The following is a 21,073-nucleotide window of genomic DNA, read 5'->3' on the forward strand; positions in this document are numbered from 1 at the left end:
CTGCGCTCACGGGAGGAACATTGTGGCAGGCGGTATTTCCATTCACGCGGTCGATGTGGCAAGCGGACGTCCGGCGCAGGGTCTGCGTGTCGAGATCTGGCGGATCGATCCGGACTCGCTGCGCGTCGCCGACGGTCGGCTTGGTGCCAACGGCGTGCTCGATCATCCCGTTGCGCAGGGCGCGGGCGTGACGGCAGGCGAGTACGAGGTCCTGTTTCATCTCGGCGAGTTCTTTGGCGAGCGCGAGGCGTTCCTTACGGTGACGCCGTTCCGCTTTCGCATCAAGGATGTCGACGAGCATTTTCATCTACCGCTGAAATTCACGCGCTGGGGCTATTCGCTGTTCCGCGGCGCCTGATCAGTTGGTCAGCCGCCGCGACAGTCCCGTGACACGCTCCATGATCGCGACCAGCGCTACGGTTGTGATGATCAGCACGCCCGACAGCGCGGCGATGGTGACGTCGAGCTTGCCTTCGAGGTCCTGCCACATCCGAATCGGCAGCATGTCGGTGGCGGCATCACGCAGGAACAGCGACACCGGCACGTTGTCGAAGGACGACATGAAGGCGATGAAAGCGCCCGCAATGATGCCCGGCCGGATCAGCGGCAGCACAATCCTCCGGAACGTGTAAAGCCGGCTCGCGCCAAGGACCGCCGAGCTTTCGAGCAGGGTCGGCTCCAGCTGAGCGAGCGCGGCAATCGTGTTGCGCACCACATAGGGGACGCAGACGACGGTGTGGCCAATCACCAATGTCAGCGGCGACACTGGCAATCCGACCAACGAGAACAGCATCAACGCGGCCAGGCCGAAGGCCAGCGCCGGCAGCACCAGCGGCGACATGAAGAGGGAATCGAGCAGCCGGGCCGACAGCCTCGGCGAGCGCGAGATCGCGAGCGCGGCGGCAACGCCGAGCACCACCGACAGGCCCGTCGCCCACAGTGCCACGATGAGGCTGTTCTTGGCTGCGAAGTGCAGCTGCCAGGCGTTCCACAATTCGGCGTACCAGCGCAGCGAATAGCCCGGCGGCGGAAAACGCAGCGAGAAGCCGCTGGTGAAGGAGACGATCAACACCACCAGCGACGGCGCGATGATGATGATCAGCGCGATCACGGCGATCAGGCTCATGACCAGCTCGAAACTGAACGCCTCCAGAGTAGGCTTGCGCCGGCTCATCACGCACCTCCATAGCCGCGCGACAGGCGGCCGAGTGTGGTGAAGACGGAAACGACCGCGAGCACGGCCAGCAAAAAGATGATCGAGATTGCGGAGGCAAACGGCCAGTTCTGCAGCGTCGAGGCCTGCTGATAGAGATACATCGGCATGAACAGCATCTGGCCGCCGCCGATCAGCGACTGGGTTATAAAGGCCGTGATTGCGGCGGCGTAGGTCAGTGTGCAACCAGCGATCACGCCGGGCAGCGACAGCGGCAGCACGATCTTGAAGAAGGTGCGCCAGCTTCCGGCGCCGAGCGAGCAGGAGGCATCGTCGAGATTGGAGTCGATCCGGCCGAGCGCGGTGATCAGCGGTAGCGTCATCAGCGGCATCTGCACTTGCGCCAGCGCGAGCACGACGCCGAACTGGGTGTAGAGCAGTTTTAGGGGCGTATCGATGATGCCGAGCGATTGCAGCGTCGCGTTGATAATGCCTTGGCGGCCCAGAATGACGATCCAGGCGAAGGTGCGCACCACGACGCTGGTCAGGAGCGGTAGTAGCACGATCAGGATAATGATGGTCTGAAGCCGCGGCCCGACCCGCTGGTAGAGCCAGGCGATGGGAAAGCCGAGCACGAGGCAGACGGCTGTCACCTCCGCCCCGAGCAGCAGCGTCGAGCCGAGCACGCTGAGGCTGAAGGGGTCGGTGAGGAAGTGCAAATATTGGCCGAGCCCCCAATGGAGCGCGGCCGTGTCGTTGTGGAGCGAGAGCCAAAGCAGTTGCAGCAGCGGCGCCACGAAGAAGACCAGGAAGAACAGCGCCAGCGGCACTGCCAATCCCATCCCGTGGGAGGTCACGTCCCGTGGTGCCGGTGCTGCGCCCATCGTCGGGTCCCTAAAGCTCTTAGATCTTGATCTCGCGGTTGAAACGCTCGATCCAGGCCGAGCGCTGCTCGTTGATCTTCTTCCAGTCCTGGAACACGAATTTCTGCTTCAGCTCGGCGGTGTCCTTGGCGAGCACGCGCGCAATCTCGCCGCCCATCGTCACCTTGGAATTGGTCGGCACGATCAGGTAGGGCGGGTTCATCAGCGTGGTCTGCACCTCGGGCGTCAACGACGCCTCGATCAGCTTGAAGGCGAGCTCGCGGTTGGGCGAGTTCTTGACGATGTGGATCGTGGTCTTGAAGGCGATGGCACCTTCCTTCGGGGCCACGAACTCGACCGGCACGCCGCGCGCTTTCAGGATCTGGATGGCGTTGAAATTGCCGGGCGAGATATCGATCTGGCCCTGCTGGAACAAGGTGGCAAGCGCGCCGGGATTGGCCGCGACCGCGGCGAGATTGGGCTTCAGCTCCTCGATCGCCTTGAAGCCGGGATCGACATTGGCTTCCGAGCCGCCGCGCATCTTGGCGATCTCGACGAGCCAGCCGGTCCCGAGCGTCGAGTTAAGATTGGTGATGCCGACGCGGCCCTTGAACTCGGACTTCCACAGATCGGCCCATGAGGTCGGCGGCGTCTTGACCGCCACCGGATTGTAGGTGAGGCCGACGACCTGGAAGAACGGGGCGGGGCCCATCGGCTCCTGTGCCTCGGCGATGAGGTCCTTGTAATAGGCGCTCTTCTCGACCGGATAGGGCTCAACCAGGTCCTGGCCGATCGCGACCAGGGCGGGGCCGGGATCGTGCAGCATGACGTCGATCGGCGGATTGGCCTTGGCGGCGTTCACCTTGGCGATCTGGTCGACCGAGAGCATGGGGTCGAGCACCATTGCGGCGTCCGCGTTGGCCTTGCGGAACGCCGGCACCAGCACGGCCTTGTGCGCCTCCTCCCAGCTTCCGGTGAAGGTCGCAAACACCAGCGGGCGGGCCTGGGCATAGCTCAATCCGGGAAACGCCTTCATGGCACCGAGTGTGAGTGCGGTTGTCATCAGGCTTCGGCGGTTCATGATCATGGTCGAACTCCCTTTGGACAAATGCTGAATTTAAAGCGTTGCAGGAAAAGCGTTGGCGAGCGATGGGGCGAGCGGCGCGAGGCGCACCGCGGCGCCGCTCTCGAGCGTGCGCGTCTCGCCGATGCGCGCCTGTGAGATCTTGACGCCGGAGCCGTCGGCGGTGGTGACCTCGTGCACGACCGTGGCCCCGAGGGGCAGCGACATGCCGACCACGCCTGCAAAGCCGGTCTCGTCGCCGACGAATTGCAGATGCTCGGGGCGGATACAGATGGTGACGCGACCGCCTTCAGTGAGAGCGCCGCCGGCGGGACGCGCGATGATTTCCGCGCCGGCATCGAGACGGACTTTTGCTGCCGTCCGATCCGCCGAGACGACCACGCCGGGCATGCGGTTGCTGGCGCCGACAAAAGTGTTCACGAACAGCGTCTGCGGTCGGTCATAGACGTCGGATGGCGATCCGAACTGCTCGAGCTTGCCGTGGCTCAGCACCGCGACGCGGTCGGCCATCGACAGCGCTTCTTCCTGGTCATGGGTCACGATCACCGTGGTGATGCCGGAGACGCGCTGGAGCCGCTTGACCTCGATCTGCATGTCGAGCCGCAAATTCTTGTCGAGCGCGGCAAAGGGCTCGTCAAGCAGCAGGATCGACGGCTTGATCGCCAGTGCGCGAGCGAGCGCCACGCGCTGCTGCTGGCCGCCGGAGAGCTGCCGTGGCAACCGTTCCGACATGGTCGGCAGTTGCACCAGATCCAGCAGGCGCTGCGCTTCGCGCTGGCGGGTCGTCTTGTCGATGCCGCGCGCGGCAAGCCCATAAGCGACGTTCTCGCCGATGCTGAGATGGGGGAATAGTGCGTAGTTCTGGAACACGATGCCGACCGCGCGACGGTTCGGCGGCAGCGGGTCGACGATGTCGTCGCCGATGATGATCCGTCCCTGGGTCTGCGCGATGAAGCCGGCGATGATGCGCAGCAGGGTGGTCTTGCCGCAGCCGGAGGGGCCGAGCAGGGCGACGATCTCGCCGCCCTTGATGTCGAGATTGATGTTCTCGACCGCGAGCGCGCCGCTTGGATAGCGGTGAGTGACGGCGTCGACGACGAGCGATCGGCCGCCTTGCACTTCAGCCATGATGTTGCCTCCCGTTGCCCCAAAGCAGAAAGCAAGTCTCGTGCCCGCCGCGCTCGCCTTTCGATGCGAGGTTTGGCATGGTGGGGCGATGACATCGGATCGATCGGTTTGCGACCTCACTGCCACAACCATTGCGCGCGCCATTGCGAAGGGCGAGCTGTCGTCGTGCGAGGTTGTCGAGGCGCATCTCGAACGGATCGCGCACCGAGACGTGCAATTGGCGGCATTTGTGACCGTCGATGCGGAGGACGCCCGCCGTGCCGCGCAAATCTGCGATGCCGCGCCCGCGCCGATCGGCCCACTGCACGGCGTGCCCGTAGGGATCAAGGACCTCACGGACACGGCGGGGCTTGCGACCACCTATGGGTCGGTTCTGTTTCGTGATCACGTTCCGGCCGAGGACGATCTCGTGGTCACGCGGCTGCGGCGCGCCGGCGCGATCATTCTGGGAAAGACCAACACGCCGGAATTCGGCTTCGGTGCGGTCTGCACCAACAAATTGTGCGGACCGACCCGCAATTCCTTCGATCCCGCGCTGACCTCGGGTGGATCGTCCGGCGGCTCCGCCGTCGCGGTCGCGGCCGGCATGGTGCCGCTGGCCCATGGCACCGATTTCGGGGGCTCGGTGCGCACACCTGCGAGCTTCTGCGATGTCGCCTCGATCCGGCCGACGCCCGGCCGCATTCCATCGCCGCGCCGCCCGCTCGGCTGGGACATGCTGGCCTCCCACGGTTTTCTGGCCCGCGGCGTCGACGATCTCGAACTGGCGCTGTCGATCTGTGCGGGAGGCGATGTGCACGACCCGCTCTCGATCGGCGTCGTCAATGACGACCGGCCGGTTGCAGCACGTCCCCGCATCGCAGTGACGCCCGATTTCGGTGTCGCGCCCGTGGCGCGCGAAGTCCGTGCGCGGTTCGCCGCGGCCTGCGAGGCGCTCGCGGCCGCTGCCGATGTGGTGCCGGCCGCGCCCGATTGCGGCGGTGCGATCGAGACATTCCGGACGCTGCGCGCCGCGCACATCGCCAACAGCTATGGCGAGCTGCTGAAAACGCGCCGCGTCGAGCTCACGCCCACCGTGATCTGGAACATCGAGGCGGGCGCAAAGCTCTCCGCGGAGGATTATCTCAACGCCGAGCGTCGCCGCACCGCGATCTACCGCAGCTTTCGCGAGCTGTTCACCCGCGCCGATTTCCTGGTGGCGCCGGCGGCGTCCGTCTTGCCCTGGCCGAACGAAATCAGCGATGTCACCGCGATCGATGGCGCGGCGCTGGAGACGCCGATCGACTATCTCGCCATCACCTTCATCGTGTCGCTGGTCGGTTTCCCGGTCCTGACCCTGCCGGCGCCGCGAGGGGAGAACGAGCTGCCGTTCGGCATCCAGATCATTGCCCCACCGGGATGCGAATCCCGCCTGTTTGCCTTCGGCCGTGCCATCGAGAACGAACTCGGTTTTTCCCATCGCTGGCCGAAGCTCCCCTAGCTGTCGCGATGCTCGAGCCGGGCGGCGAGCGCATCGGCAAGGCCAAGGGCGGGTTTGGCGGCGGGGCGGCGGTACGTGCCTGCAGTTGCCTTGCGCAGGCGCAGCGCTACCAGCGCCTCGGCCTGCTTCACCGAGGCTATGACTTGATCGACCAGGGGGACGGAGATCCGGTCGGCGACGCGCTCGGCGAGGCCCGAGAGCGGCGCACCCGCAAAAATCAACACGTCCGCGTCGTCTTCCACGATCGCGCGCCGGGCGAGATCGACCAGCACATCCTCCTTCTCGGTGCCGACCTCGGAGATCGCCTGGAATGGCGTATCGAGCATGCGGATACCGGCGCAGCGCTCCCACAGCCCGTGGGCGCGGACGCATTCCTCGTACCAGGGGCCGAGCGCCTGGGCGAAGGTGACGATGGCGAAACGCCGTCCGGCCATGCAGGCGGTCAGCATCGCCGCTTCCGCCATGCCGACCACGGGAATGTCGAAGGTTTCGCGCGCGGCGAACAGGCCGGGATCGCCGAAGGCGGCGATGATCGCTGCATCGACCTTGCGGTGCTGCTCGGCCAGCATTTCCAGTGCGATAGCGCCGCCGATCTGTGCCTCGGTGCGCGTCGAGATGTAGGGGACGCCGCGGGTCGCGGTGCAGGGGATCAACTCGGTCCCGGCCGAAGCCGCGCGCTGCCCGACATCCGTCATCAACCGGGTGACAGCGGTGCTGGTGTTCGGGTTGAGCAGCAGCAGCTTCATGATTACGCCGCCGTCTGCTTGGCTTGAGAGGTGCCGATCACTTCGAGCAGAGCGGTGCCGGTGCGCCGGACATGAGCGCCAAGCAGGCGTCCTGCGGTTTCGCTATCGCGCGCCTCGAGCGCGGCAAGGATGCCGGCGTGCTCGTCGACCGAATTGCTCCAGCGGCGGTCGGCGCCGAGCGCGAGATAACGCGCGCGTTCGGCGCGGGAGATCAGCGTCTCGTGCGCCTCGCGCAGCGGCGTGTTGCGCGCCATGCGGACGATGGTGTTGTGGATCTCGCCGTTGATGGCGAAGTACTCGTCGAGCTTGCCGTTGCGATGATGACCTTCCATGCGGGTCTGGAGCGTGCGCAGGCGGGCGAGATCGCGCTCCGTGGCGCGCTCCGCGGCGAGCTCCGCGGCGAGCCGCTCGATGCCAGCCAGCGCCTCGAACAATTCCGAGATGCCGTCGACGGCGATGTCGGCGATGCGCGGGCTGCGGTTGGGGCGCAGTTCGATCAATCCCTCGACCGCCAGCACCTTCATCGCCTCGCGCAAGGGCGTGCGCGATACGCCCAGCTCCTTCGACAACCTGGTCTCCTGGGTCTGCGATCCCGGCGGCAGCTCGCCGCGAATGATCATCGTTCGCATCCGTGCGGCGGCGCGCTCATGCAGGCCCATCCGCTTGAGTTTGGGCGACTTTCGTCCCGGGGTCGGCTCGGATTTTTGCTGCACGCAAGCCTCGCTGCTTGCGCGCAATCCTAGTCAATCGCTGTCAAACTCCGTGCTCAAATAGAAGACGTATGTAGCTCAAAATAAAAGCATTTCGAACAAATTGCATGCAGTATGCAGATTGCGGGTTGCGCGGGTACGCGGGATGCGGATGATCCTGCCGAGGAGCGCAACCGCGCTTCGCCGAAAATGGAGCGGACGCGATCGATGTTAGTTCTGCGCAAGCGCCTCGGCATGATCACGCCGTCCTCCAACTCGGTGCTCGAGCCCGTTACCGCGGCGATGCTCGCCGATGTTGATGGCGTCACCGCCCATTTTTCACGCTTCCGGGTCACCGAGATCGCGCTCGATGCTGCGGCGCTGAGCCAGTTCGACGCCTCGGTGATGCTTCCGGCGGCGGACCTGCTGGCCGATGCGAAGGTCGATGCCATCGCCTGGAACGGAACGTCCGCAAGCTGGCTCGGCATCGGCCGAGACCGGAGCCTTTGCGAGGCAATCACGGCGCGCACCGGCGTGCCCGCGACGACGTCGACGCTTGCCTGCATCGATGCCGCCCGTGCGCTCGGCGCCAAGCGCGTCGGTCTCGTATCGCCCTATACCGATGACGTGCAGCGGCGGATCGGTGACGTCTGGGCCGAGGAGGGGATCGCCCCGCACACGGAGCGGCACCTCGGCCTGCGCGACAATTTCTCGTTCGGCGAGGTCGCGCCTGCGACGATTGCTGGCATGATCCGCGCTGTGGCGGCTGACGGCGCCGATGCTGTCGTCATCCTCTGCACCAACCTCGACGGCGCCGCGCTGGCGGACTCGCTCGAACGGGAATTGAAAGTCGCGGTGCTCGATTCGGTAGCGGTTACGCTATGGCGAACCCTGGAGCTCGCGGGTGGCGACATCGGGGCTCTTGTCGATTGGGGCCGGATCTTCCAGACATCGGCGGTCATCAAGTGACGGAGACTCCCGTGACGCAGTTCGATCTCGCCATTCGCGGCGGCACCATCGTGACGGCTAGCGACGAGTTTCGCGCCGATATCGGCATTCGCGACGGCCGCATCGTCAGTATTGCTGATCATCTCGAGGGTGCTGCCCGCGAGATCGACGCAACAGGTCTGCTGGCGCTGCCCGGCGGGATCGACAGCCACGTCCACATCTCTCAGGCCTCCGGCCCCGACGTGGTGATGGCCGACGACTTCGCCTCAGCGACCCGTTCGGCAGCCGCCGGCGGCAACACCATGGTCCTCCCGTTTGCGCTTCAGGAGAAAGGCACGTCGCTGCGGACCTGCGTCGAGAACTACCGCAAGCTTGCCGAAGGCGAGTGCTATGTCGACACGGCGTTCCATCTCATCATCTCGGATCCGACCGCGGTCGTGCTCGGGCAGGAACTACCGGCCTTGGTCAAGGACGGCTACACCTCGTTCAAGTTATTCATGACCTATGACGACCTCGTGCTCAGCGACAGGCAACTGCTGGAGGTCTTCGAGGTCGCGCGCCGCGAGGATGCGCTGGTGATGGTTCATTGCGAAGGCTACGACGCCATCCGCTTCCTGACCAACAGGCTGGAACGCGAGGGCCATATCGCGCCGTATTATCACGGCGTGTCGCGGCCACAGGCGGTCGAGCGCGAAGCCACGCATCGCGCCATCAGTCATGCCGAGGTGATCGGCGTTCCCATCATGATCGTGCATGTCTCCGGGCGCGAGGCGATGGAGCAGGTGCGCTGGGCCCAGCAGCGCGGATTGCCTGTTCATGCCGAGACCTGCCCGCAATACATTACCCTGACGGCCGACGACATGAAGGGCCTGAACATGGACATCACGGGCGCGAAATACGTCTGCTCGCCGCCGCCGCGCGATACCGAAAGCCAGCAGGCGATCTGGGAAGGCATCACGTCAGGCGTGTTCCAGACTTTCTCGTCCGATCACTGCCCGTTCCGTTACGACGATCCCAGGGGCAAGCTGACGCCGAACGGCCGCACCTCGTTCCGCTGGGTGCCGAACGGCATTCCCGGTGTCGAGACCCGGCTGCCGATTCTGTTCTCCGAAGGCGTGTCGAAGGGACGGATCAGCCTGCAGAAATTCGTCGAGCTGACCGCGACCAACCATGCACGCATCTACGGCCTCTATCCGCGCAAGGGCTCGATCGGTGTCGGCTTCGATGCGGATATCGTGCTGTGGGACCCCAAATTGAAGAAACCTATTCGGCAGGCCGATCTGCATCACGGCTCGGACTACACGCCATGGGAAGGGTTCGACGTCACGGGATGGCCGGTAACGACGATCGCCCGTGGCCGGGTGGTGTACGAGCACGGCAGGATCGTCGGCGACAAAGGCGCAGGCGACATTCTCAGCCGCGGCAGGTCGAGCCTGATCTGATCGGGCTCAACACGTTGCTGCTCAACTGTGCCGCTCGTGCGCGGGGGCGATGGCCGTCTCAAGTCCGAAGATCATACCGGTCACATGTTCGTATCCAGCCTTCGCATGCGGCAAAACTAACCGCTCAATTCGGACAAGGTTGGCCGGCCGCCCGCCATAAGGCGACGTCCTTGACGTGATCCTCGAATCGCAGTTGCTGTCCTTAGTTGGAGAGACCGTCTCTAATTGGATCTGGTTGGGCCTCGGTTGCTGTAGGGGCCAGCATGGATTGGAGCGAGAGTTTAGGTTTTCCAATTGGTTAGAGAGCGACGTGTGCACGATGCGTGGACTGGGAAAATTCTGGAAAGTCCGAACGCCATTTGAGCGACCTCGATCTGAATCGCGCAAAGGGCTCTCGAAAGGGAGCAGGGCGGAATTTGCGCTCGATCTGTTTGTGTTTGGAGCCAAGACTGCGTCGACATCGCTGGTCAAGGGCAATACAGGCCGCGCGCGAGTGATTTCTGTCTGCGCCAGGACCTCGTATCCGCGAGGAAGCTCCGATTTGATCTTTCGATACTGTCCTTCTAGCCTCACGGTGACGTCTCCCTCGCACGGGTGGTGCGAACGCAAGGGCTTGTTCAGTGAGGATTCTGATTGTCGAGGACGATGCCGCCATGGCGAGGGGCCTTGCCGAGCGGCTCAAGCTGTCCGGGTTCGCTGTCGATATCGAGTCTGACGGGGCTTCGGCGGCGCAGACCGCGTTGCTTGAACCCTACAGCCTCATCATCCTGGACATCAACTTGCCGAACGTGTCGGGTTTCGGAGTCCTGCACAAGATACGGCAGGCGGGGTCAACCGTTCCGGTCATGATTCTGACTGCCCGTTATACGGTCGGCGACAAGGTCAGCGGGCTCGATCTCGGCGCCGACGATTACCTCTCCAAGCCGTTTGATATCGCCGAGTTTGATGCCCGCGTCCGTGCGCTCGTGAGAAGGGGGCAGGGGCTGCCCAATCCGACCTTGATCTGTGGCCCGCTCGCGTACGACCGCGCCGCGGGCACGATTACGCTGAGCGGCCGGCCGCTTGAGTTGCGCCGGCGCGAGTTTGCCGTGTTGGAAGTGCTGATGACCCGCGCCGGCAAAGTCGTGTCCAAGGAGCGTCTGATCGCGGAGGTATTTGGCTTCGACGAGGCGGTAGCGCCGAACGCGGCGGAACTCTATGTTGGTCGCGTTCGCCAGAAACTCGGTCCCGACGGGCCGCGGATCCGCACCGTCCGCGGGCTAGGGTATCTGCTGGAGGTATAGTGATCGCCACCTGGCGGCCGTCGTTGAGGCGAACGCTCCTCACCAATCTGGTGGCGCCCGCCATTGTATTGGCGATCGTGCTTGGAATCGGCGGTATGTTGCTGATCCAGCGCGTTGTTCAGACGGTCCATGACCGGTTGCTCGATGGGTCGGTTCTCGCCATCGCCGAACGTGTCGGCGTGGAAGATGGCGAACTGACCGTCGACTTGCCGCAGGTTGCGCTCGGCATGCTGGAAAGCCAGTCGCACGATAGCATTTACTACAGCGTGACTTACCTCGGCGAATTGATCACCGGGTACAAGGATCTTCCATTGGCCGGCTTCGATCGATTGAAGGCTGGCGAAACCGGCCATCGCGATGGTGCGTATCGCGGCAAGACGGTTCGTATCGGCGCGCAGGCGCGGCAGGTCTACGGCAGGCCAGGGCTGGTCCTCGTCGCAGTGGCCGAAACGGTGCAGGCGCGCCGCGTCGTCGAACGTGAAATGCTGATCGGACTGGCGATGCTCGAGGCCGGGTTGATTAGCCTCATCGCTTGCCTGGGCTGGTACGCAGTCGATCGAGGCCTGAGGCCGCTTGGCGAACTCAAGCAAGAAATCGATGCGCGCGGTATTCAGGGCGGTCCAAATCTCAGTTCGCTCGACCTTTCCCGGGTGCCGCAGGAAGCTTTAGCACCGGCGCTCGCGGTAAATTCCCTGCTACAGCGGCTGGATCTGGCCATTGGACTGGTGCGCCGGTTCACCGCCGATGCCTCGCATCAGATGCGAACGCCATTGGCGATATTGCGGACGCATCTCGATCTGGTGCGACGCCTGGGGTCGGAGACGCCGGCGGGCCAATCTGCCCTCAACGAGGTCGATAACGCCATCAACCGCCTTGAACGGCTGCTCGGGCAACTTGTGACACTGGCTCGGGCCGACGAGCAGAACATTGCGCAACCGGCCGCGGAGAACGTTGACCTGAACGAGGTCGCCTTCAATGTCCTGTCGGAGCGTGCCCCACAGGCTTTCGCGCGCGATATCGACGTCCAGTTCGATCGATTTGACGGTCCCGCGATTATCGCCGGCAATACCGTCCTGATTGGCGAGTTGCTGGCAAACCTGATCGACAATGCCATCCGCTACAACCGACCCGGCGGGTTGGTCCTGGTTCGCGCGGTTGTTGACGCCACGACCGCGCGAATTGAAGTCGAGGATACCGGTCCGGGAATTCCGGAGGCCCATCTGGCCCGTGTCTTCGAACGCTTTTATCGGATTCCGATGGCGAACGGCCCTGAGGGAAGCGGCCTTGGCCTGGCAATCGTGAAAGCGTTGTCGGACCGTCTCGGGGCTCAAATCGTGCTCGCACCTGGCCCGGAAGGCCGGGGCCTGCGGGTTTCAGTGAGCTTTCCTCTTGCCAAGCGTGATGGTGAAAGCTCAAGTTGAGGCCGGATTGTGCGCTGCTGTAGAAGTGGCTGCAGTCCCGAACAAACTGAAGTCCGCAAAGCGGATTATCGATGAGGAAACGTCCCGATGGGGGCTGCCACAGCCTTGGCCTTGTGCGTTGGAGTCTTGCTCGCATGGCCTGCCAGGTCGGAGCAGGTGCAGCTCGGCCCTCTCAAGGGGCAAGCATCCGCTATCGCCGGAGCTCGAGAGCAACTCAACATCGTATCGACGACCCAGGACGCAGACGTCGCCGACTTGCTTGCCGATTTCCGGGCAAGTCATCCGGACATCGAGATCGTCCATACAAAGATCAATTCCAACGAGATCTACAATCAAGTCGTGGATCCCTCGACCTCCAGCGCAGCACCCGGAGACATTGTCTGGAGTTCCGCGATGGATCTGCAGATCAAGCTCGTCAATGACGGCTATGCCCAACCCTATGTGTCGAAGGAAATTGCGCATATCCCGGATTGGGCAATCTGGAAAGACGAAGCCTACGCCATCACGGCGGAACCGATTGTCATTGTTTATAACAAGAACCTCGTTGCGGAGTCTGATGTTCCCCGAACCCGCGCTGATCTGAAGAGCCTTCTAAGCCGAAAGCCTGACACCTATCGGGGCAAGATCGCAACCTATGACCCGGAGCAGAGCGGGACCGGATTCCTGTTCATCACGCGCGATGCCGGAATCACGAGGACAACGTGGGATTTGGTCCGTGCCTTCGGCGGCGCCGGTATCAAGCTCTACTCGACCACCGGAACGGTGCTTGATCGAATTTCATCCGGCGAACATTTGATTGCCTACAATATGATAGGGTCTTACGCGATCGAACGGGCCAAGGAAGACGCCTCAATCGGAATAGTGTTTCCTGCCGACTACATCACGTTGATGTCGCGCATAGCCTTCATACCGGTCACCGCGCCGCACCCAGAATCCGCGAAACTGTTCCTCGATTACTTGCTTTCGGAACGCGGTCAGAAGTTTCTCCTGGCCCGGTCGGTCGGTCCTGTGCGCCTCGGCCTCGGTGCAGAAGGTGTCATACCTGCGGATCGCAGCAACGCGGTCAAACCAATCCATATTGGTGCAGAATTGCTCACCTATCTCGATCAGTCGAAACGAGCGAGCTTTCTCAAAGAGTGGCGCCGCGCGTTGCAGGATCGATAGAAATCCAAGGATTTGGAATTCAAACGGAATAACATCCGAGAGACCCCCCATATCTCCCGGCTCGCCAAGCGCACCGTCTTCACTCCGACCTCGATCAGATTTTCCTGCAGGGTGCATCAGCGACAGGTTGATGACAGGCAGCTGATATACGGTGAGACAGCCTAGTTTGAACGATAGCGCCTCGCGTATCGGTCAATCCAGCCGCCATCAAGTTTGCAACACCTGCCTGACGGGTGAACAAGACAAAGAATCACAAACGATAAAAAGGGAGGACGGCATGACGGCTACCACCGGACAGTCGAAGCTTGGCATGGTGCTCCGCGTCACCAGTGGCAACTTTCTTGAGATGTTCGATTTCTTTCTGTCGGGCGTCTACGCATCGTACATCGCCAAGGCATTCTTCCCGCTCGAAAATGAATACGCGTCACTGCTGCTGACCTTTGTCGCGTTTGGCGCAGGCTTTCTGATGCGTCCGCTCGGCGCCATCATCCTCGGAGCCTACGTGGATCGGATCGGCCGGCGCCAAGGCCTGATCGTTACATTGTCCATCATGGCTGCCGGGACGGTGCTCATCGCGTTCGTGCCAAGTTACGCAACCATTGGCATCTTGGCCCCGATCCTCGTCTTGATTGGACGCCTGCTGCAGGGCTTCTCGGCTGGCGTCGAGCTTGGTGGTGTTTCCGTCTATCTCTCGGAAATGGCCACGCCGGGAAAGAAGGGTTTTTACGCCAGCTGGCAATCGGCGAGTCAACAGGTCGCGATCATCGTCTCGGCCTCGCTGGGTTTCGCTCTGAATGCATGGCTTGCACCGGCGCAACTTGACGATTGGGGCTGGCGCATTCCGTTCTTCATCGGCTGCCTGATCGTTCCTTTCGTATTCTTCATTCGACGCTCGCTGCAGGAAACCGACGAATTCCTGGCGCGGAAGCATCATCCAACACCCCGCGAGATCTATCGCTCCATCCTCGCAAACTGGAGCATTGTTCTTGCCGGGATGATGATGGTGATCATGACCACGGTGTCTTTCTACCTCATTACCGTCTACACGCCGACATTCGGCAAATCGGTCCTCAAGCTGACCGCGGCCGATGGCCTGATCGTGACGATTTGCGTGGGAATATCGAACTTCATCTGGCTTCCCATCATGGGCTCGTTGTCCGATCGGATTGGTCGTCGGCCGATCCTCATCGCCTTTTCGACTTTGGCATTTCTGACTGCATATCCCGCGCTTTCTTGGTTGGCCGCAGGCCCGACGTTCCCGAAAATGTTGACGGTCCTGCTTTGGTTGTCTTTCATCTACGCCAGCTACAACGGCGCGATGATCGTCGCATTGACCGAAGTCATGCCGGTGGGTGTACGAACGTCGGGATTCTCCCTCGCATATAGTCTGGCAACGACGTTCGGCGGGTTTACAGCAGCGATCTGCACCTGGCTGATCGCTGCCACTGGTGACAATGCGTCGCCGGGATATTGGATGAGCGCGGCAGCACTCTGTGGTCTGGCCGGGACGTACCTCGTTTACAGGCCTCAGGAACGACGCGCGCTATCCGGGGCCAGTTCGGCGGAGACGGTGATAGGGACGTGACCACCAAAGTGCTCGATGACGTCGACCATCATCGAGCAAGCACAGTCCCCGAATAATTGCATCGAAGGAAATTGCCGATGAGCGTGACGATCGTCGTGCGCAGGCTAGTTGCGCTGAGCTTGCTGATTGTTTTGACGGCCTCGGCGGGACTAGCCGGGGCGTCCGAGGTCAGGGTCATGATTTCGGGAGGCTTGGCTACACCTTACAAGGAACTCGTACCGCAATTCGAACGCGCGACGGGAAACACGGTTGTCACGGCCTATGGCCCATCGATGGGAACGACGGAGAACGCCATCCCCGTGCGACTGGCGCGCGGCGAGGCGGCGGACGTGCTCATCATGGTCGGCGATGCGCTTGGCGAGATGATCGAGCAGGGCAGGGCGGTCAGAATCAGCCGCGTCGGCCTGGTACGCTCGCCGATCGGGATCGCTGTACGCGCCGGGACCCCAAAGCCTGATATCGGTACGCCTGACGCATTGAAGCAGGCACTGTTGAACGCGAAGTCAGTTGCATACTCCGATAGCGCCAGCGGCGTCTATGTAGGCACCGAGCTGTTCAAGCGTCTCGGGATTGCCGCTGAGATGAAGGACAAAGCCAAAATGATTCCCGCGGAGCCGGTAGCGAGTGTTGTTGCACGCGGCGACGCCGAACTCGGCTTTCAGCAGATCAGTGAACTTCTGCCGATCGCTGGTGCCGACCTTGTCGGGCCGCTCCCGGCAGACGTCCAGAAAATCACGATCTTTTCTGCAGGCATAACCTCCAGTGCCAGTCAGCCGGAAGCCGGACGGGCTCTCATTGCCTTCCTCGCTTCAGCTGCAGCCGCTCCGGCCCTGAAAAAAGCGGGTCTCGATCCCTTTGCAGCATCGGAGAAATAGACCGGCTTCAGATCTGCGGGAGGCGGACGATTCCAGCGAAGGGGGACTCGATTGTGAAGCAGTATCTCGACAGCTTCGGCGCACGCCAGACACTTGTCGTCGGTGCAAAGACCTACGCCTACTATTCGCTTGCCGCGGCGGAAAAGAATGGCCTTCCCAGCGTCTCGAGACTGCCATTCTCCCTGAAAGTTATCATCGAGAACATGCTGCGCAACGAAGACGGCCGCAGCACGAGCAAGGCTGATATCGAGCATGCCGCGCTGTGGAGCCAAGACAAGGGCTCGGCCGAGAAGGAAATCGCCTTCAGGCCGGCCCGGGTGCTGATGCAGGATTTCACCGGCGTTCCGGCCGTGGTCGATCTTGCCGCGATGCGGGACGCTATGAAATCCCTCGGCGGCGATCCACAAAAGATCAATCCGCTGGTACCTGTGGATCTCGTCATCGATCACTCCGTCATCGTCGATGCTTTCGGCAATGGTCAGGCACTGGCCAGGAACGTCGAGCTCGAATACCAGCGCAACGGTGAGCGATATCGCTTTCTGAAATGGGGACAGGGCGCATTTTCGAATTTCCGGGTGGTCCCTCCGGGGACCGGTATCTGCCATCAGGTCAATCTGGAATACTTGGCTCAGACGATCTGGATCGGCCGGGCTGAAGACGGCGGGAATGACCTGGCCTATCCCGATACGCTCGTCGGCACGGATTCCCACACCACGATGGTCAACGGCCTGGCCGTGCTCGGATGGGGCGTCGGCGGAATCGAGGCCGAGGCTGTTATGCTCGGCCAGCAAATTTCGATGCTGCTGCCGCAAGTCGTCGGTTTCAAGCTCACCGGCCGGCTCAAGGAGGGCGTCACGGCGACCGATCTCGTGTTGACGGTGACGCAGATGCTGCGCAAGCGCGGTGTGGTCGGCAAATTCGCCGAGTTCTACGGCCCGGGGCTCGACGACATGACGGTGGCGAACCGTGCGACCATCGCGAATATGGCGCCGGAATATGGCGCGACCTGCGGCTTCTTCCCGATCGATCAGCGAACAATCGATTATCTGACCACCACCGGCCGTGATCCCGCGCGCGTCGCGCTGGTCAAGGCCTATGCCGAAGCCCAGGGCATGTGGCGCTCCGCCGATACCCCGGATCCGGTGTTCACGGACACCCTGCAACTCGACATGACCGATGTCGTGCCGTCGATCGCCGGACCAAAGCGGCCACAGGATCGCGTGACGCTCGATGCCGCGAAAAGTGCCTTCCTCGGCGCCATGGATCAGGAGTTCCGGCAAATCGCGCAGACCGGCAATCGGCATCGTGTCGAAGGCGAAAACTTCGATCTCGGTAACGGCGACGTGGTGATCGCCGCCATCACGTCATGCACGAACACCTCGAACCCCAGCGTCATGCTCGCGGCAGGATTGCTGGCGCGCAATGCCGTCGCCAAAGGGCTGAAGACAAAGCCGTGGGTCAAGACCTCGCTCGCGCCGGGTTCGCAGATCGTCGAAGAGTACTTCAGGAAATCGGGTCTTCAAGCCGATCTCGACAGGCTCGGCTTCAATCTGGTCGGTTTCGGCTGCACGACCTGCATCGGCAATTCCGGCCCGCTCCAGCAAGAAATCTCCGACACCATCTCGGGCAACAACCTCGTGGCGGTCGCGGTTCTGTCCGGCAATCGCAACTTCGAGGGGCGGGTCAATCCGGACGTCCGGGCGAACTATCTGGCGTCGCCGCCGCTGGTCGTCGCCTATGCGCTTGCCGGATCGATGGCATTGGATCTGGTGAAGGAGCCGCTCGGCTTGGGCAGCGACGGAAAGCCGGTGTATCTGCGGGATATCTGGCCTTCGAGCAAGGATGTGCAGGATTGCATCGATCGCACGATAGGCAGCGAGATGTTCAAGGCGGGCTATTCGGACGTCTTCAGCGGCGATACCAACTGGAAGAATATCGGCGTCACCGAGGGGCAAACCTACGAGTGGGACTCGATTTCGACTTACGTTCAGAACCCGCCTTACTTCGCCGGGATGAGCAAAGAGCCGACGCCGCCGACGGATATCGTCGATGCCCGCATCCTCGGCATGTTCCTGGATTCGATCACCACCGATCACATCTCGCCGGCGGGTTCGATCAATGAGAGCAGCCCTGCCGGGCGCTATCTGCGCGATCACCAGATCCGCGTCGTCGACTTCAATCAATACGGCACCCGCCGCGGCAACCATGAAGTGATGATCCGAGGCACGTTCGCCAACATCCGCATCCAGAACCAGATGGTGAAGGACGAAGCCGGCAAGGTGGTCGAGGGCGGCTATGCCATTCACCAGCCGAGTGGCCAGCGGATGTCGATCTACGACGCCGCCATGTGTTACCAAGCCGACAAGGTGCCGCTGGTGGTCTTCGCCGGCAAGGAATACGGCACCGGTTCGTCGCGCGATTGGGCGGCCAAGGGCACCAACCTTCTTGGTATTCGCGCGGTTATTGCCGAAAGTTTTGAGCGCATTCACCGGTCCAACCTCGTTGGCATGGGCGTGATGCCGCTGGTGTTCGAGGAGGGGACGTCCTGGCGGTCGCTCAGATTGAAAGGCGACGAGATCGTGACCCTGCGCGGAATCGAGAGCGGCCTAGTGCCGCGCCAGAAGCTTGCGATCGAGATCCGCGGGTCCGATGGCGTGAGCAAGATGGTCGTTCCTTTGACCTGCCGTATCGATACGCTCGACGAGCTCGAATATTTCCGCAACGGCGGAATTCTTCAATACGTCCTACGCCAACTGGCTGCCTGATCGTCAACCCGAAACGAGGACGCCATGCCAAGGACTTCCGCGCCGCTACCGAGGATCGAAGCGGAAACCATGCGCCGCATTACATGGCGCCTGCTTCCGTTTTTCATGCTTTGCTATTTCATTTCATACGTCGACCGCGTCAATGCCGGGTTTGCGGCCCTGCAAATGAACAAGGATCTGGGCCTGACGCAGGCTGCCTTCGGGGCGGGCGGGGCGCTGTTCTATATCGCCTACATTATTTTCGAGGTCCCCAGCAATCTGGCGATGCAGAAAGTCGGCGCGCGGATCTGGATCGCGCGCATTATGATCACATGGGGGATAGTCGGTATTCTCTCCGCTTTTGCGGTAGGGCCGATTACTTTTTATCTGAGCCGCTTTTTGTTGGGTGCAGCGGAGGCCGGGTTCTTTCCTGGTGTGATCCTGTATCTGACCTTCTGGTTTCCGGCGGCTTTTCGCGCACGGATCGTTGCGGTTTTCATGGTGGCTATACCGCTATCGAGCTTTCTGGGGTCGCCGATATCCGGCGCGTTGTTGGCGATGGATGGCTTGCTGGGTCTGCGTGGTTGGCAGTGGCTTTTCATCGTTGAAGCCATTCCGGCCGTCCTGCTCGGCCTGGTCTCGTTCTTCGGGCTTCCGAACAAACCCGCTGATGCAAAGTGGCTCGAGCCGGAGGCGCGCAATTGGCTCGACGCTCGCCTGCAGTCCGAGCGATCGATGGCGAAGCAGGTCGGCCACATGTCGCTGTGGCAAATTCTGACCAACAAATATGTGCTCATCCTAGGTCTGATCTATGCGGGAAGCTCGGCCACGAGCAACGCGTTGTCGTTGTGGCAGCCTCAGATCGTGAAATCGTTCGGGATGTCCAACATGGAGACCGGCTTCCTGAATGCCATCCCATTTGGCATCGCCTCCGTCGCGATGATCTTCTGGGGAAGATATTCGGACAGGTCGAACGCCCATGCCCAAAACACCGCAATACCACTTGCGCTATGCGCAACGGCGCTGCTTGCGACCATGCTCACGAGCTCATTACCCGTGACGCTTGCTATTCTGAGCGTGGTCTTGATCGGTAATTATTCGATCAAGGGACCATTCTGGGCCCTGGCGACTGGGACACTCTCTCCGGCAACTGCTGCGGCCGGAATTGCCGGCATCAATACCCTGTCGCACATCGGCACTTCTGGCGCGGTGTGGCTGCTCGGCGTCATCAAGGAGGCGACGGGTAGCTTCCCCGTGGCCTTGATACCGCTGGCTTTGCTTCAAATCGCCGGGATCATCGCGGTGCTTTGGATCAGCAAGCAGGAAACGCTACCCGCCGCCTCCGCCGCAAGCCCCGTACATTGAGTGCAAGGCAGCATGTCTGACATTCACAAAACCCCGCGGCTCTCACCTTCGAGGACATAGTAATGCCTGCTCAATCCAAAACGAAGCGGCCCGCCACGCTCATTCCAGGCGATGGCATCGGCCCCGAGATCGTGAAATCGGCCGTCGACATTCTCGAAGCGCTCGGCTCTCCATTCGAATGGGACATCCAGCAGGGTGGCCTGGCAGCGATCGAGGCAAGCCGTGATCCGCTGCCGCAGGCGACGCTGGACAGCATCCGACGCACGCGGCTCGCCCTGAAGGGCCCGCTAACGACGCCGGTGGGGGGCGGATTCCGCTCGATCAATGTTCGTCTGCGCGAAGAATTCGGCCTCTACGCCAATTTGCGGCCGGTTCGAAGCATGGTTCCCGGAGGACGATTCGACGAAATCGATATCGTGCTGGTGCGAGAGAATCTCGGCGGCCTCTATGTCGCTTTCGAACACTACATCCCGATCGGGGACGATCCGCACGCGGTTGCTATTTCGACCGGGGTCAACACCCGCGAAGGATCGCGCAAGATCATCGAATTCGCATTCGACTACGCTCTCAAGAACGGTCGCAAGAAGGTGACCGTCGTGCACAAGGCCAACGTGCTGAAGGCGCTGACCGGCATCTTTCTCGAGGTCGGTCACGAGGTTGCGAAGAAGTACGAGGGCAGGGTCAACATGGACGATCGCATCGTCGATGCCACGGCAATGCAGCTCGTCATGAATCCCTGGCAGTTCGACGTCATCGTCACCACCAATTTGTTCGGCGACATCCTGTCCGATCAGCTCGCCGGGTTGGTCGGCGGTCTCGGCATGGCGCCCGGTGCCAACATCGGACCGGATGCGGCGATCTTCGAGGCCGTGCACGGCTCGGCGCCGGATATCGCCGGCAAGGGAATCGCCAATCCGCTCGCTTTGCTGCTGGCGGTCGGGCTGATGCTGGAGCACATTGATCAGCCTGATCTCGCAAACCGTCTTAGAGCGGCCATTGATCAGGTCTTGCGCAAGGACGGCGTTCGCACGCCCGATCTGGGCGGCAAGGCGTCCACTGGCGACTTCACGCAAAGCATCGTCCGTCGATTGGGAGGGTAAGCA

General features: G+C 62.1%; 18 protein-coding genes. 12 read left to right on the plus strand and 6 right to left on the minus strand.

Annotated features, from left to right (window positions below; all coding sequences use genetic code 11):
• Window positions 1-22: 22 nt before the first annotated feature.
• Window positions 23-358 carry a hydroxyisourate hydrolase gene (locus IVB41_RS18085; protein ID WP_247433501.1) on the plus strand — a complete coding sequence of 112 codons (336 nt, stop codon included), beginning with the start codon at window positions 23-25 and terminating at the stop codon, window positions 356-358.
• Here IVB41_RS18085 and IVB41_RS18090 read toward each other — a convergent pair whose 3' ends face one another.
• Genes IVB41_RS18090 through IVB41_RS18105 form a run of 4 tightly spaced genes read right to left on the minus strand, consistent with a single transcriptional unit; the run spans window position 359 to window position 4,228 of the window.
• Window positions 359-1,174 (minus strand): ABC transporter permease, encoded by an 816-nt coding sequence (locus IVB41_RS18090; RefSeq protein WP_247433504.1) that lies wholly within the window; start codon window positions 1,172-1,174, stop codon window positions 359-361. It lies immediately after the preceding gene.
• A complete protein-coding gene (locus tag IVB41_RS18095; protein ID WP_247433507.1) occupies window positions 1,174-2,037 on the minus strand; it encodes an ABC transporter permease in 864 nt (287 codons plus the stop codon). Before IVB41_RS18095 ends, IVB41_RS18090 begins: the two co-directional genes overlap by 1 nt.
• 19 nt (window positions 2,038-2,056) lie before the next feature.
• A complete protein-coding gene (locus tag IVB41_RS18100) occupies window positions 2,057-3,103 on the minus strand; it encodes an ABC transporter substrate-binding protein (protein ID WP_247433510.1) in 1,047 nt (348 codons plus the stop codon).
• A 30-nt stretch (window positions 3,104-3,133) separates the two neighbouring features.
• Entirely contained in the window at window positions 3,134-4,228 is a 1,095-nt protein-coding gene (locus IVB41_RS18105; protein WP_247433513.1) for an ABC transporter ATP-binding protein, read from the minus strand.
• A gap of 88 nt (window positions 4,229-4,316) precedes the next feature.
• Here IVB41_RS18105 and IVB41_RS18110 point away from each other — a divergent pair, with 88 nt between their 5' ends.
• Complete coding sequence (locus tag IVB41_RS18110; RefSeq protein WP_247433517.1) at window positions 4,317-5,708, plus strand: amidase; 1,392 nt, start codon at window positions 4,317-4,319, stop codon at window positions 5,706-5,708.
• Here the strand turns inward: IVB41_RS18110 and IVB41_RS18115 are convergent.
• Together IVB41_RS18115 and IVB41_RS18120 are read right to left on the minus strand one after the other, a co-directional pair.
• On the minus strand, window positions 5,705-6,454 hold the full coding sequence (locus IVB41_RS18115) for an aspartate/glutamate racemase family protein (protein ID WP_247433520.1): 750 nt from the start codon (window positions 6,452-6,454) through the stop codon (window positions 5,705-5,707). The two genes, IVB41_RS18110 and IVB41_RS18115, sit on opposite strands and share 4 nt — an antisense overlap.
• A gap of 2 nt (window positions 6,455-6,456) precedes the next feature.
• The gene (locus IVB41_RS18120) at window positions 6,457-7,167 is read right to left on the minus strand and encodes a GntR family transcriptional regulator (RefSeq protein ID WP_247433523.1); all 711 of its coding nucleotides are present in this window, start codon (window positions 7,165-7,167) and stop codon (window positions 6,457-6,459) included.
• A 204-nt stretch (window positions 7,168-7,371) separates the two neighbouring features.
• On the opposite strand from IVB41_RS18120, the gene IVB41_RS18125 reads away from it, so the two are divergent.
• From IVB41_RS18125 to IVB41_RS18170, 10 genes are all read left to right on the plus strand, one after another.
• Window positions 7,372-8,112 carry an aspartate/glutamate racemase family protein gene (locus IVB41_RS18125; RefSeq protein ID WP_247433526.1) on the plus strand — a complete coding sequence of 247 codons (741 nt, stop codon included), beginning with the start codon at window positions 7,372-7,374 and terminating at the stop codon, window positions 8,110-8,112.
• An 11-nt stretch (window positions 8,113-8,123) separates the two neighbouring features.
• Entirely contained in the window at window positions 8,124-9,533 is a 1,410-nt protein-coding gene (gene hydA, locus IVB41_RS18130) for a dihydropyrimidinase (protein WP_247433529.1), read from the plus strand.
• Window positions 9,534-10,153: 620 nt separating this feature from the next.
• Window positions 10,154-10,816 carry a response regulator transcription factor gene (locus IVB41_RS18135; RefSeq protein ID WP_027517213.1) on the plus strand — a complete coding sequence of 221 codons (663 nt, stop codon included), beginning with the start codon at window positions 10,154-10,156 and terminating at the stop codon, window positions 10,814-10,816.
• Window positions 10,816-12,237 (plus strand): sensor histidine kinase, encoded by a 1,422-nt coding sequence (locus IVB41_RS18140; protein ID WP_247433532.1) that lies wholly within the window; start codon window positions 10,816-10,818, stop codon window positions 12,235-12,237. Before IVB41_RS18135 ends, IVB41_RS18140 begins: the two co-directional genes overlap by 1 nt.
• 87 nt (window positions 12,238-12,324) lie before the next feature.
• Window positions 12,325-13,401: an ABC transporter substrate-binding protein gene (locus tag IVB41_RS18145; protein WP_247433536.1), complete on the plus strand. Its 1,077-nt coding sequence runs from the start codon at window positions 12,325-12,327 to the stop codon at window positions 13,399-13,401.
• A 277-nt stretch (window positions 13,402-13,678) separates the two neighbouring features.
• Window positions 13,679-14,986 (plus strand): MFS transporter, encoded by a 1,308-nt coding sequence (locus tag IVB41_RS18150; protein ID WP_247433539.1) that lies wholly within the window; start codon window positions 13,679-13,681, stop codon window positions 14,984-14,986.
• Window positions 14,987-15,063: 77 nt separating this feature from the next.
• Complete coding sequence (locus IVB41_RS18155; protein WP_247433542.1) at window positions 15,064-15,861, plus strand: substrate-binding domain-containing protein; 798 nt, start codon at window positions 15,064-15,066, stop codon at window positions 15,859-15,861.
• Between the two features lie 53 nt (window positions 15,862-15,914).
• Entirely contained in the window at window positions 15,915-18,626 is a 2,712-nt protein-coding gene (gene acnA / locus IVB41_RS18160) for an aconitate hydratase AcnA (protein ID WP_407062487.1), read from the plus strand.
• A 24-nt stretch (window positions 18,627-18,650) separates the two neighbouring features.
• Entirely contained in the window at window positions 18,651-19,970 is a 1,320-nt protein-coding gene (locus IVB41_RS18165) for an MFS transporter (protein WP_247433547.1), read from the plus strand.
• Window positions 19,971-20,032: 62 nt separating this feature from the next.
• Window positions 20,033-21,070, plus strand: coding sequence for an isocitrate/isopropylmalate dehydrogenase family protein (locus tag IVB41_RS18170; RefSeq protein WP_247433550.1), 1,038 nt, complete (start codon window positions 20,033-20,035; stop codon window positions 21,068-21,070).
• The last annotated feature ends 3 nt before the right edge of the window (window positions 21,071-21,073 follow it).

This window comes from Bradyrhizobium sp. 44, assembly GCF_023073095.1.
Lineage (GTDB): Bacteria > Pseudomonadota > Alphaproteobacteria > Rhizobiales > Xanthobacteraceae > Bradyrhizobium.

Excerpts from the sequence above, each read along its gene's own strand:
- IVB41_RS18090 (WP_247433504.1), bottom strand. The coding sequence starts at position 1,174 with ATGAGCCGGCGCAAGCCTACTCTGGAGGCGTTCAGTTTCGAGCTGGTC.
- IVB41_RS18095 (WP_247433507.1), bottom strand. The coding sequence starts at position 2,037 with ATGGGCGCAGCACCGGCACCACGGGACGTGACCTCCCACGGGATGGGA.
- IVB41_RS18100 (WP_247433510.1), bottom strand. The coding sequence starts at position 3,103 with ATGATCATGAACCGCCGAAGCCTGATGACAACCGCACTCACACTCGGT.
- IVB41_RS18105 (WP_247433513.1), bottom strand. The coding sequence starts at position 4,228 with ATGGCTGAAGTGCAAGGCGGCCGATCGCTCGTCGTCGACGCCGTCACT.
- IVB41_RS18110 (WP_247433517.1), top strand. The coding sequence starts at position 4,317 with ATGACATCGGATCGATCGGTTTGCGACCTCACTGCCACAACCATTGCG.
- IVB41_RS18115 (WP_247433520.1), bottom strand. The coding sequence starts at position 6,454 with ATGAAGCTGCTGCTGCTCAACCCGAACACCAGCACCGCTGTCACCCGG.
- IVB41_RS18125 (WP_247433526.1), top strand. The coding sequence starts at position 7,372 with ATGTTAGTTCTGCGCAAGCGCCTCGGCATGATCACGCCGTCCTCCAAC.
- IVB41_RS18145 (WP_247433536.1), top strand. The coding sequence starts at position 12,325 with ATGGGGGCTGCCACAGCCTTGGCCTTGTGCGTTGGAGTCTTGCTCGCA.
- IVB41_RS18150 (WP_247433539.1), top strand. The coding sequence starts at position 13,679 with ATGACGGCTACCACCGGACAGTCGAAGCTTGGCATGGTGCTCCGCGTC.
- IVB41_RS18155 (WP_247433542.1), top strand. The coding sequence starts at position 15,064 with ATGAGCGTGACGATCGTCGTGCGCAGGCTAGTTGCGCTGAGCTTGCTG.
- IVB41_RS18165 (WP_247433547.1), top strand. The coding sequence starts at position 18,651 with ATGCCAAGGACTTCCGCGCCGCTACCGAGGATCGAAGCGGAAACCATG.
- IVB41_RS18170 (WP_247433550.1), top strand. The coding sequence starts at position 20,033 with ATGCCTGCTCAATCCAAAACGAAGCGGCCCGCCACGCTCATTCCAGGC.